We start from the raw sequence: 11872 nt of genomic DNA, 5'->3' as shown, positions 1-11872 counted from the left end.
AAGCCAGTTTCAAATGAAACTGGCTTGCCTAATTATATCTCTATAAATTAATCATGTGTCACTTTTCTGTCGGTGATCATGAGATTGCAAAATCCTGCCAAGATCAGCATGGTGCCAGCAAGAAACATAGTATTGATCACGGCTTCGCCAAAAAGCAACTTATACAGAAAATTGATACCTCCCAAAGCTGCAATGATTTGTGGGATTACGATGAACATGTTGAAAATCCCCATGTATAAGCCCATTTTTTTTGGTTCCACAGAACTTGAAAGCATGGCATAAGGCATGGATAAGATGCTAGCCCAAGCGATTCCCACCAAGGCAAAGCAGATATGCAGCATCCAAAGTTCAGTGATAAAATAGATCAGGATAAAGCCAAATCCTCCTAATATCAAACTTCCCATGTGTACAAATCTTCTATTGATTTTAATCCTGCTAGAAACAAAGGTAAGAACCAGGGCATACACCATGGAGATCAATCCATACGTACCTAGGTAATTCCCTACACTATCAGCAGCATCATTATAAGCAGCCGAGCTCGTATCTGTAGCTCCATAGATATGCTCTGTGATAGCTGGAGTGGCAAAACTCCACATTGTAAAAAAAGCAAACCAGGAGAAAAATTGAACCAATCCGAGCTTCTTCATCACAGTGGGCATGGTCGAGATGTTATGAAATACCTCGACCATGCCTGAGAAAAATCCTTTGTTCGCCGCTTTTTCCCTTTCAAATTCGTCCATGTCCTCAGGAGGATATTCTTCTGTTTTTAGAATAGTAAACAGGATAGAACTGAAAAGTACAAAGGCCCCAATTGCAAAGGCATATTTCACCGAATCTGGCACTACTCCTTCAGGAGCTGTATTGGGTACTCCAAGTTTGGTCATCAGCCAGGGTAGGTTTGATGCCACCCAAGTTCCTATTCCTATGATTAAAGTCTGAACTACAAAGCCATATGATCGCTGAGAATCCGGAAGTTTATCTGCGACTAATGCACGAAATGGCTCCATGCTGATATTGATAGAAGCATCCAGAATCCAAAGTGCTCCAGCTGCCATCCAAAGGGTAGAAGAGTAGGGTGCAAAGAACAGTGCTATAGTGCTGAAAACTGCCCCTATGAAGAAAAAGGGCTTCCTCCTTCCGAATTTTGGATGCCATGTACGATCACTTAAGTAACCGATTATGGGCTGAACGAGCAAACCTGTAAGAGGTGCTGCTATCCATAGGAAAGGAATTGCATCTTTGTCCGCGCCCAACGTTTGGAAGATTCTGGACATGAAACCACCTTGTAAGGCAAAACCGAATTGTATCCCCAAAAAACCGAAACTCATGTTCCAGATTTGCCAGAAATCTAACTTCTTTTTGCGATTCGTCATTTTGGGCTGGAAATAAAAGTAGGTTTTGGTATGATTAAATTAGGCCGCTGATCTCCATGTCGTTAGGATGCATTGGGATCTCAACGTATTTCAAATCTGGTATGGAATAGTGTGGATAGCTGGCATCTGGCAATGGGTCAAACTCGCTTAATTTTTCAAGAAACGCATAGTTTGTTCTGCTTAAGCTAATAGTTTTTCCTCCGTAAATGATCGTATCTGTATTGAAACCGTGGAAATAAATTCTGAATGTTCCAAACTGAGAAGGGTAATTACCTGTAGCTTCCTTGATAAGTAAGGTTTTGTTATCGGGAAAATAACGGAGAACGCGCTCATGATACTCGCCTGATTCGAAATCAAAGCTGACTCCATCATCCTCATAATGAGTGTATTTGCTTCCTTCAGCTCCTGCGTAAAGATGAATTCTTAGAATTCCATCATTTTGAGCTGAAGTATGTGCTACAGCATTTTGTAAACAGAGAATACTTCCACCCTTTACAAAAACAGGAAGATTATTTAAAGGACAATCCTGGTAAATAACATGGTTGCCTTTGTGTAATTGGTCTGTTAAAAAATAGTACCAATCGCCTTTGGGTAAATAGACTTTAGTGATCTCTTTTTCGCTTTCTACGGGTGCAATTAGTAAAGAATCGCAGAATAGATATTGATTTTGAAAGGCTGGGAGATATACATACGGGTCATAGGAGTATGCTATCGCCAAACTTGCCGCAATTGGCAGGCCTGTTTGACTGCTATGTCGAAATTTGCTATAAATAGTAGGAAGCAATTTGTAGCGTAACTTCATGTAAGTTCTGGAGATTTCTTCTACTTCTTCTCCAAAGGCCCACGGCTCAGCATCCATAGAATTGATCATGGTATGCGCTCGAAATAACGGTGAAAAAGTAGCAATACTGATCCATCTTGCATAGAGAGATTTGCTGGCTTCTCCTGCAAAACCACCCAAATCATATCCTGAAAAAGGAATTCCGCTAAGTCCAAGACTATTCACCAATCTGACTCCTGCTAGCATATGCTGTTCCGTAGAGACATTGTCTCCCGTCCAAACGGCTGCGTAACGCTGTACACCAGCAAAACCAGATCTTGTGAGGACAAATGGGCGCTGCTTTGGTAAGTTCGCAGCGGAGCCTTCTTGTGTGCTTTTGGCCATTTGCATGCCGTAAATATTTCTTGCTTTGCGATGGGATGCAGTATTCCCGTCATAATCAAATTCGATCAAATTCGGTGTAAACTGACCCCAGGAAGCAGGTTCGTTCATATCTGTCCAGAAGCCATCTACTCCGGCCTCAGTATAGAAGGCCATTTTTTCCATCCACCATGTGCGGGTTTTAGAATTTGTGAAATCCGGAAATGCACACCAGCCAGGCCAAACCTGAGCTACGTATTCTTTTCCGTCAGGGTAATTTACATAGAGTCCCAGTGACTTTCCTTCATCATAAGGCTGGTAGCCAGGTTCTGTTTTTATCCCTGGATCCAAAATCACAATTACGCGAAATCCTTTCTCCTTAAGTTTTGTGATTAAGCCTTTTGGGTCAGGGAATTTTTCTCCATCAAATGTAAAAACCTTGTATTTTTCCATATGATGAATGTCTAGATAGATTACATCTGCGGGCATTTTTTTGTCGCGGAATGTACTTGCCAAAGTCAATACTTCCTTGTCAGGATAATAGGAATAGCGGCACTGCTGATAACCGAGAGCCCATTTGGGTGGCATTTTCATTTTCCCTGTGAGCTCAGAATAACTCTTGATGATCTCTGCTACACTTGGCTCGTGGATGAAATAATAGTCCATATCACCATCTTCAGCATTGAAATAGGTAAATCTCTCAGTAGATGCGCCAAAATTGAAGACACTTTTGTGCGTGTTGTCCAAGTAGATGCCGTAGGCATTTGCACTTAATAAACCGATGTAAAAAGGGATACTCGCATAAAGTGGATCATCAAAGATTCCATAGCCGAAGTAATCAGTGTTCCAGTTGGTGTACGCTCTTCCTGCTCTATTTAAATCACCTGTTTTTTCACCAAGCCCAATAAACTTTTCGTGTGGTTGAGATTCTTTGTAGCAGGTGACTTCTGAGCCTATCCATGAAATCCCAAGCGAGTCATCCTTGTTCAGGAGCGTTCCACTGATGTCGAAAAACGAACAAATTCCGTTGAGGAAATCAAACTGAAAATGAATCTGTGAAGTCTTGATTAGGATTTCGTTTGACTTTTCTTCTAAAGAAAATTCAACACTTTTTGTATCAGCTACAACAGAATAAGGATTAGGATCAAAGGAAGGGTTTCTCGAAGCTTGAATCCGGATTATACCAGCTCGAACTACGCTAATCTTAACCTGAGCAACGGCACTTTCAGCAACAAATCCATCGAAGGTTTTTGTCCACTTGTCTATTTTTCCGATCGGAAGATAGCGTGATGAAGATTGATTTTGAGCTGTGGTTGTTAAATTCTGAGTCATGGATTTGTCTCGCTTAAATGGTGAGAACCACGACTAATTTAGAACCAAAACTGTATCATAAAAACCCTGAAATAAGCTGATTACCCTGAATTCATCTTTCGAGACAAATGCGATGTGCCTTGAATCTAAAATTTGCCCTATTCAAACGTTTGCAGTTTATTAAGTAAAAAATTTAATTATTTCTTAAAATCTTTTCGATGAAGCCCTTTCAATAAGGTTTGTTTCGAGAACTAAGGAATGTTCCATTGTTTTAGGATCAAGTTTTTTCTCAATAATATCAATCAAAATTTCAGTTGCTTTGGCACCCATCAAAAAGCCAGGCTGATAAACTGACGAAAGCTGAGGCTCCAGCATGGTGCAAAACTGCCAATCACTGAAGCCGACAATACCAACTTCCAATGGAATCTTCAACTTGGCATCTCTGCAGGCCATCATTGCTCCAACTGCGCTGGAATCATTGCAGCAAAAAAATGCATCAGGTCGTTCTGGAAGTGAGGTGAGAATTTCTGACACAATTTTTCTGCTTTCTTCCACCGAACCAAAAGGGCAAGAAATTATATGGGAAGGATTAACTTTCATCCCATTTTTTTTCAATGCATCTCGGTAACCATTTTCTCTGTCCTTACTGAGTTTTAGATTTTCAGGGCCAGAGAGATGAACTATGTGTTGAAAGCCTTGTCCAATGAGGTGAGTAGTTGCATCAAACGCTCCTTGATAATCATCTACCAGTACACTGATAGCATTCGGGATAGTAGGAACTCGGTCAAAAAATACGAGCGGAAAGCCTTCTTCCAATACGTTTGTAAAGTGATCAAAAGTCGTTGTGTCCTTAGAATAACTGACTAAAACGCCATCAATTTGATTGGAAAGCATGGTTTCAATGCTTGAGACTTCCCGCTCCATCTTTTCGTTTGACTGAGTGAGAATGACATTATAGCCTCTCGAATGCGCTATTTCTTCTATTCCGCTCACTACTGTGGAAAAGAAAAAGTGAACCACTTCTGGTATAATTACCCCTATAGTGTAGGATCTACTATTGCGAAGGGATAAAGCAATGGCATTCGGTCTATAATTCAATTTTTCTGCCACTTCCTTTACTTTTCGCTTGGTCTCACTGCTGATTCCTGGATAATCTTTCAATGCGCGTGAGATGGTAGAAGCTGATAGATTTAGCTCTCTTGCAATATCTTTTATAGTAGCTTGTCCTGTTTTCATATAATTATACTATTCCTAGAATTAATTGTCCCTATACTCCTGAGGGATATCCATAAAGCAATCTATTCAATTTTGAGTTGAAATTTCTTAAATAGCTATTTTGGCATTTGAGTATTCAAGAATATGTTTGTGTAAGGATGTAACCATAACCTCATTGGATTAGGCACTTTTTCACTTACTGATCATTTTATATTAATAAAGGGAATTCCGAGCGAATTTTTCTCCATGTACGCTTACAAATCTATCCAATAACGAATAAGGGCCAGTTGACTGATAATTGCTATATGAAATGAGTGGATCAAATTACCGTATTATAGATAGGACTGGCAGGATTTTGAAGGATGGAGTTTCATCCCAAGGAAGTGAAATTTTAGAATTGGATGTAAGGAATATTCAGGCAGGGATTTATATCTTTGAAGCTTACGATACGAAAAGAGTGCTGTTTTAGCGCTTCATTAAGAATTAATCAAATCTATTTACCTATGAAATTTAAGCCTGGAGTAAAATACGGTGAGGAACTTAGAGATCTTTATGCTTACGCTAAAGAGAGTGAGTTTGCTATGCCAGCAGTGAATGTGATCAACACAAACTCTGTGAATGCAGTTTTGGAAACCGCTAAGAAGTTGAATTCACCTGTGATCATTCAATTCTCTAATGGTGGAGCACAATTTTTTGCTGGGAAATCCCTTGCAAATGACAAGCAGCAGGCGAGCATCGCTGGCGGAATCTCTGGCGCTCATCATGTGCATTTGATGGCCGAAGCCTACGGTGTTCCGGTTATTTTGCATACAGATCACGCTGCTAAGAAATTATTGCCTTGGATCGATGGACTTTTGGATGCTGGAAAAGCATACTATGCTACGCATAAAAGACCATTGTATAGCTCTCACATGTTGGATCTTTCTGAAGAGCCTTTGGAAGAAAACGTAGAGATCTCCTGTAACTATTTCAAGGAATTTGAAAAAATTGAAATGGCAATCGAAATCGAACTTGGGGTAACTGGTGGAGAAGAAGATGGCGTCGATAACACAGATATTGATTCTTCAAAGCTTTACACTCAGCCTGAGGAAGTAGCGTATGCTTATGAGCATTTGAAAGAAATCGGTGATCTATTTACAATTGCTGCGGCATTCGGAAACGTGCATGGTGTGTATAAGCCGGGTAATGTGAGCTTGAAGCCAATTATCTTGAAGAACTCACAGGATTTCATCAAAGAAAAACATGGATTGACTGGTAAGCCATTGAACTTTGTGTTCCATGGTGGATCTGGATCAACTGTAGAAGAGATCAGAGAAGCGAATAGCTACGGTTCGATCAAAATGAATATTGATACAGATATGCAATGGGCATTCTGGGAAGGAATTCTTAAGAACTATAAAAACAACGAAGCATATCTACAGACTCAATTGGGTAATCCTGATGGAGCAGATAGCCCAAATAAGAAATATTACGATCCAAGAAACTGGTTGCGTAAAGGCGAAGAGAATTTCGTGAAGCGTCTTGAGATGGCTTTCGAAATGCTAAACGCAGTGAATAGAAATTAATTTCTGTTTTGCCTAACCTAGAAAAAGTCACCTGAGAAGGTGACTTTTTCTTTTTAATTCTTGAAATCTTATAATTCTTCTTCAGACCCACTATCAAGAATTTTTAACTTTTCAATAGCGTTTTCATAAGTAGGTTCTAATTCAACTATTCGTTTGAAAACCTCAATAGCACGAGTTTTTTGCTCATTTTCTAACAGTGCTTCTGCATAGCTATTGAGTACACCAGGAGAATAGGGATAGATTACACTGTTGATCTCAAAGGTGAGTAATGCCTCAGGAAGTCTGTTTGAGTATTTAAATACATTTCCGAGTGTGTTTAATTCACGTTCTTTTCCTAACATTCTATAGACGTTATTGAAATGCGTGTGGACATTTTGGTAGATAGAGTCTAGTGGCTCAGTATCAAAAAGCTCTAGCAAGTAGGTTGCGGCGCGGTAATTTGGCTCAGAAGAATAGCCAAGTGCAATTTGGGCTAAATCGGTTTCTAGGTCATTTACAGGGGATTCTACAATTCTAGCAAATTCTTCTCCTTCATTGTTGAAAATGAAGGTAGGTACCCGATGGATTAATTTTCTTTTTTCTTCACCATTTGGGCCTTGCTTATATAGCTCCTTGCCATCATGTAGTGCTGTGAATTTTAGTTGCTCTTCATCAAGTCCCAGCTCATTCCAGAGTTTTACAAACTGAGGAACCCAGCGTTAGCTATCTCCACACCAAGTGCCTAAAAAGATCTCAACTTCAGAATTTTCAAAAGCCTTTTTCCAATCGGTGTTTTTTCCTGATAGCTCAAATACTGCGGCATTCTCCTCAAACCAAGTTTGATAAGTAGTATCTGTTCTCAAAATATCGAGCTGAAACTTGCCCGCTAGGTGGGTTTCACCTGCTTCATTTAAATAAGTTTGGGTTGTTTGAGCGAGTAGGTGACCGGCGAACAAAGAAAAAATAAGGAATAGGAAATAATGTTTCATAGCATGAAGTTGAATTAAAGAATATAAGCTTAGGTCGAATTAAACGAAAAAGTCCAAGCTTTTGGGCTTGGACTTTGAATTAAGATGTCTTTAAGAATTTTTAAGTAGATAAAATCTTTGCTACTCTGAAATCATCCTCGTCTACAGACTTGTCATCAACTATTGCTTTTTTGATCGGGGTATAAACCACTTTGTTATTGATCAAACCTGCCATTACATCGTATTTGCCCTGAAGTAATCCTTCAACGGCTGCCACTCCAAGTTTGGAAGCAATGAGTCGATCGAAAGAACTAGGAGAGCCTCCGCGCTGTAGGTGGCCAAGAATGGTCACTTTGATATCATAATAGGGCAGATGCTTTGAAACTAAGGAAGCTATTTCAGTAGCTCCACCACTTTTCCCACCTTCAGCTACAATCACAATATTGGATGCTTTTTTTGCTTTGGTTCTGATTCTTAATTTATCTACCAGATGCTCAATCGGCATCTTTTTCTCAGGAATCAAAATGGCTGCTGCAGCACTCCCTATCCCTGCATTGATTGCGATAAATCCGGCATCTCTACCCATTACTTCTACAAAGAAAAGTCTATCGTGAGAGGTAGCAGTGTCCCGAATCTTATCAATTGCTTCTATAGCAGTGTTACATGCTGTGTCAAATCCGATAGTAGAATCTGTACCAGAAAGATCATTGTCAATGGTGCCAGGAAGTCCAATTGCCGGCACACCGAATTCTTTGTAGAATAAGTGAGCTCCTGTCAACGAACCATCCCCTCCGATCACTACTAATGCATCTATTCCGTGGGATTTGAGGTTGTTATAGGCGGTTTGTCTACCTTCTGGCGTGCGGAATTCTGCACTTCTCGCAGACTTCAGGAATGTTCCGCCTCGCTCAAGCACATGAGTGATGTGCTTGGATTCTAGTTTTTTGATGTCGTTTTGGATCATACCCTCGTAGCCACGGTAGATTCCATACATTTCTATTTCGTAGTATAATCCTGCACGGACTACGGCACGGATTGCTGCATTCATTCCTGGAGAATCTCCTCCAGATGTTAAAACGCCAATTTTTTTTATGGTTTTAGGTTCCATTTTCTAGGTTTGGGTGAAGGCTTTAAACATAAGTTCGGCCGAAGCCGGATTAGTAGCCAATGGGATATTGTGCACATCACATATTCTCATCAACATTTGCACATCCGGTTCATGCGGATGTTTATCTAGTGGGTCTCTGAAGAAAACAACCATAGCCAACTCTTTCTGAGCAGCCATTGCAGCGATTTGAGCGTCTCCCCCAATTGGTCCTGAGAGCAGTTTTTCAACTTTAAATCCGGCTTTTTCTATGTGAGAACCTGTGGTGCCTGTTGCAACCAAAGCCACATCTGCTTGCTGCAATCTTTCGCGGAATCCACTTAAAAAATGAACCATGTCGGCTTTTTTGCCATCATGTGCTATCAGAGCTATTTTCATTAGGTATCTGTAATAGGTTTGCTCCAAAGTTAGGGAAAAAGTCTTTCCCTGAAACCTTGGTTTGGGTTATTTAAAGGCTTCTTAATACTGTGTTCAAATCAATTTTTCCAAATAAAATAGGAATGTGTATTCCAAAGCCATCTCTTTGAGAGAATTGAATCTTCCTGAAGCACCTCCATGGCCTGCATCCATATTAGTGTGGAGGAAAAGCAGATTTGAATCAGTTTTCAGTTCTCTGAGTTTTGCGACCCACTTGGTAGGCTCCCAATATTGCACTTGGCTGTCATGAAGTCCAGAGGTGATGAGAAGATTCGGATATTCCTTGGCTTCTACGTTGTCATAAGGAGAGTAGGAGAGCATGTAATCGTAATATTCTTTGTTTTTAGGATTGCCCCATTCCTGAAACTCGCCCGTAGTAAGGGGAATACTCTCATCAAGCATAGTCGTCACGACATCCACAAATGGCACAGCTGCAATAAGTCCATTGAATAAATCCGGGCGTAAATTCATCACTGCACCCATTAATAATCCACCTGCGCTTCCGCCCATTGCATACAAATGCTGAGGAGATGTGTACTTTTCCGAGATCAGATGCTCTGCACAGGCAATGTAATCGGTGAATGTATTTCGCTTTTTAAGCATTTTTCCGTCTTCGTACCAGATTCTTCCCAAATCCTCACCACCGCGAATATGTGCTATAGCAAAGACAAATCCTCTATCCAATAAACTCAAACGGCTACTGGAGAAATAAGCATCCATACTGTAACCGTAGGAGCCATAGGAATATAGGAGAAGCGGATTTGAACCGTCTGGTGAAAATTTATCGATTTTGTAAACCAATGAAATTGGTATCATGATGCCATCAGGAGCTTGAGCCCAGATTCTAGCAGAGGTATATTCTGAAGCATCATAGCCACCTACGATTTCCTGCTGTTTCAGCAAGGTTTTCTCTTTGGTGACCATGTGGTAATCAAAGGTACTTGGAGGAGTGACTAGTGAGTTGTATCCAAAACGCAGGATGGAAGTGTCAAATTCGGGATTGGTGCTGATCCAAGCAGTGTAGGTCTCATCGTCAAATTCAAGAGAGTGGGAGATCGTCCCATCCCAAGGATTAATGTTGATTTTGCAAAGCCCGTTTGACCTTTCTTGGACTACAAGAAAGTCTGCGAAAATGTCAAAATCTTCCAAAAGAACAGTTTCTCGGTGAGGAATTACAGTTTCCCAGTTTTCCAGTTGCGGTGCAGATATTGGTGCCTTTACTAATTTGAAATTCTGAGCATTATGATTTGTTCTGATCCAGAAATGATCCTGATAATGATCTGTAGCATATTCTAAGTGCGGAATTCTAGCTTGAAGTAAGGTGAATTCTCCAGTTGGATTGGCAGCGTCCAAAAACCTCATTTCCGATGAAATAGTGCTTTCAGAATGAATCAGAATAAATTTTTCAGATTTTGTTTTGTGAACCACACAGGAGAATTCTTCATCTTTTTCTTCATAAATCAAGATGTCATCAGAAGTTGATGTTCCTAACTTATGAGAAAAGATTTGAAAGGATCGCAGTGTGTCAGGATCTTGCTTAGAATAAAATAACGTTTGATTATCAGTGGACCAAGCAAAATTGCCGGTGATCGAAGGAATGTGATCCGGAAGGATTTCGCCAGTTTCGAGATTTTTGAAATGAATTTCATAAATCCTTCTGCCCACTTCATCTGCTGCAAAGGCGAGTGTTTTTAAGTCAGGAGTAGCGGCTGTACCGCCTACTTGATAGTAGGATTTTCCTTCAGCTAATACATTTACATCTAGGAATATCTCTTCGGGAGCTTCTAAACTGCCTTTTTTGCGGCAGTATAAAGGGTACTCTCCACCAGTTTCGTATTTCACATACCAGAAATAACCAGATTTGAGGTAAGGGACACTTTCATCATCCTCCTTGATTCTGCCCTTCATTTCCTGAAATAATTTCTCCTGAAATTCTTCAGTAGACTTAAGGCTGGATTTTAGGTATTCGTTCTCTGCATTTAAGTATTCTATAACTTCAGGATTTTCTCTATCGCGCATCCAATAATAATTGTCTGTACGCTGATGACCATGGATTTCTAAGAGCTGAGCTATCTTTTTGGCTTTGGGTGCCTGCATTTTCTAATCGATTTAAGGGTGCAATGTTAAGGAAAAAATTGGCCTTAAAGTTCTTCTCATGGATAGAAAATAGGAGGTAAACTGCAGTTTTGTCTAATTAAAATCTATTTGAATTAGACGTAGCTCTTGGATTGGAGATTAATTTTTGAAATATTCAACAAATAATTCAACCATTAACCAAATACCTATGGGATTTCTGAAAGAGTTTAAAGAGTTTGCTATTAAAGGCAACGTAGTTGATCTGGCCGTTGCTGTGATTATTGGTGGAGCTTTCGGTAAGATAGTAGCCTCCTTTGTAAAAGATATTGTGATGCCTCCGATTGGAGTGTTGCTAGGAGGAGTTGAGTTTACAGATCTTGCCATTGTACTGAAAGAAAGTAGTGTAGGTCCAGCTGGGGAAGAATTGGGGCCGGTTTTACTTACCTATGGTATTTTCATTCAAAATGTGGTTGATTTTGTGATCATCGCATTTGTGATCTTCATGGCAGTGAAGGCAATTAACAAAATGAAGAAGAAGGAAGAAGCTGCTCCAGCACCTGCTCCTCCAGCACCGCCTAAGTCTGAGGTTTTACTGGAAGAAATCAGAGATCTCCTCAAAAAAGGATAACAAATAAAAAAGCGGCTTAAGCCGCTTTTTTATTTGTTATCCTCCTCTCTTCGTTTTTGCCAAATATGTCTGGCAAATTCTCTATTGAGACCAT

The 11872-nt window shown here is 40.2% G+C and carries 11 protein-coding genes; 3 read left to right on the top strand and 8 right to left on the bottom strand.

Going from position 1 to position 11872, the window contains the following annotated elements; genetic code table 11:
• Positions 1-47 precede the first annotated feature (47 nt).
• The 3 genes from AACZ87_RS22350 to AACZ87_RS22340 form a co-directional block, all read right to left on the bottom strand.
• Complete coding sequence (locus AACZ87_RS22350) at positions 48-1373, bottom strand: MFS transporter (RefSeq protein ID WP_339870301.1); 1326 nt, start codon at positions 1371-1373, stop codon at positions 48-50.
• Positions 1374-1407: 34 nt separating this feature from the next.
• Complete coding sequence (locus AACZ87_RS22345; protein ID WP_339870300.1) at positions 1408-3846, bottom strand: glycoside hydrolase family 31 protein; 2439 nt, start codon at positions 3844-3846, stop codon at positions 1408-1410.
• A gap of 183 nt (positions 3847-4029) precedes the next feature.
• Complete coding sequence (locus AACZ87_RS22340) at positions 4030-5061, bottom strand: LacI family DNA-binding transcriptional regulator (protein WP_339870299.1); 1032 nt, start codon at positions 5059-5061, stop codon at positions 4030-4032.
• Positions 5062-5350: 289 nt separating this feature from the next.
• Here AACZ87_RS22340 and AACZ87_RS22335 point away from each other — a divergent pair, with 289 nt between their 5' ends.
• Both AACZ87_RS22335 and fbaA read left to right on the top strand, forming a co-directional pair.
• The gene (locus AACZ87_RS22335; protein ID WP_339870298.1) at positions 5351-5509 is read left to right on the top strand and encodes a hypothetical protein; all 159 of its coding nucleotides are present in this window, start codon (positions 5351-5353) and stop codon (positions 5507-5509) included.
• 34 nt (positions 5510-5543) lie between these two features.
• On the top strand, positions 5544-6605 hold the full coding sequence (gene fbaA / locus AACZ87_RS22330) for a class II fructose-bisphosphate aldolase (RefSeq protein WP_339870296.1): 1062 nt from the start codon (positions 5544-5546) through the stop codon (positions 6603-6605).
• A gap of 68 nt (positions 6606-6673) precedes the next feature.
• Here fbaA and AACZ87_RS22325 read toward each other — a convergent pair whose 3' ends face one another.
• The 5 genes from AACZ87_RS22325 to AACZ87_RS22305 all read right to left on the bottom strand — a co-directional run bounded on the left by AACZ87_RS22325 (position 6674) and on the right by AACZ87_RS22305 (position 11171).
• A complete protein-coding gene (locus tag AACZ87_RS22325) occupies positions 6674-7024 on the bottom strand; it encodes a hypothetical protein (RefSeq protein WP_339870295.1) in 351 nt (116 codons plus the stop codon).
• 279 nt (positions 7025-7303) lie between these two features.
• A complete protein-coding gene (locus AACZ87_RS22320) occupies positions 7304-7573 on the bottom strand; it encodes a hypothetical protein (protein WP_339870294.1) in 270 nt (89 codons plus the stop codon).
• Between the two features lie 100 nt (positions 7574-7673).
• Positions 7674-8660, bottom strand: a complete 987-nt coding sequence (gene pfkA / locus AACZ87_RS22315) for a 6-phosphofructokinase (RefSeq protein ID WP_339870293.1) — start codon at positions 8658-8660, stop codon at positions 7674-7676.
• 3 nt (positions 8661-8663) lie between these two features.
• On the bottom strand, positions 8664-9035 hold the full coding sequence (locus AACZ87_RS22310; protein WP_339870292.1) for a methylglyoxal synthase: 372 nt from the start codon (positions 9033-9035) through the stop codon (positions 8664-8666).
• Between the two features lie 93 nt (positions 9036-9128).
• Positions 9129-11171, bottom strand: a complete 2043-nt coding sequence (locus tag AACZ87_RS22305; RefSeq protein ID WP_339870291.1) for a S9 family peptidase — start codon at positions 11169-11171, stop codon at positions 9129-9131.
• Between the two features lie 187 nt (positions 11172-11358).
• On the opposite strand from AACZ87_RS22305, the gene mscL reads away from it, so the two are divergent.
• Entirely contained in the window at positions 11359-11778 is a 420-nt protein-coding gene (mscL, locus tag AACZ87_RS22300; protein WP_339870290.1) for a large-conductance mechanosensitive channel protein MscL, read from the top strand.
• Positions 11779-11872: the final 94 nt, after the last annotated feature.

This window comes from uncultured Algoriphagus sp. (genome assembly GCF_963974365.1).
Taxonomy (GTDB): Bacteria; Bacteroidota; Bacteroidia; order Cytophagales; family Cyclobacteriaceae; genus Algoriphagus.
This window is presented reverse-complemented; position numbering and strand designations above follow the sequence as displayed.

Bases quoted from the DNA above. Each gene is read 5' to 3' on its own strand.
- AACZ87_RS22305 (WP_339870291.1), bottom strand. From the start codon at position 11,171: ATGCAGGCACCCAAAGCCAAAAAGATAGCTCAGCTCTTAGAAATCCAT.
- AACZ87_RS22310 (WP_339870292.1), bottom strand. From the start codon at position 9,035: ATGAAAATAGCTCTGATAGCACATGATGGCAAAAAAGCCGACATGGTT.
- AACZ87_RS22340 (WP_339870299.1), bottom strand. From the start codon at position 5,061: ATGAAAACAGGACAAGCTACTATAAAAGATATTGCAAGAGAGCTAAAT.
- AACZ87_RS22350 (WP_339870301.1), bottom strand. From the start codon at position 1,373: ATGACGAATCGCAAAAAGAAGTTAGATTTCTGGCAAATCTGGAACATG.
- AACZ87_RS22345 (WP_339870300.1), bottom strand. From the start codon at position 3,846: ATGACTCAGAATTTAACAACCACAGCTCAAAATCAATCTTCATCACGC.
- fbaA (WP_339870296.1), top strand. From the start codon at position 5,544: ATGAAATTTAAGCCTGGAGTAAAATACGGTGAGGAACTTAGAGATCTT.
- pfkA (WP_339870293.1), bottom strand. From the start codon at position 8,660: ATGGAACCTAAAACCATAAAAAAAATTGGCGTTTTAACATCTGGAGGA.
- mscL (WP_339870290.1), top strand. From the start codon at position 11,359: ATGGGATTTCTGAAAGAGTTTAAAGAGTTTGCTATTAAAGGCAACGTA.
- AACZ87_RS22320 (WP_339870294.1), bottom strand. From the start codon at position 7,573: ATGAAACATTATTTCCTATTCCTTATTTTTTCTTTGTTCGCCGGTCAC.
- AACZ87_RS22335 (WP_339870298.1), top strand. From the start codon at position 5,351: ATGAGTGGATCAAATTACCGTATTATAGATAGGACTGGCAGGATTTTG.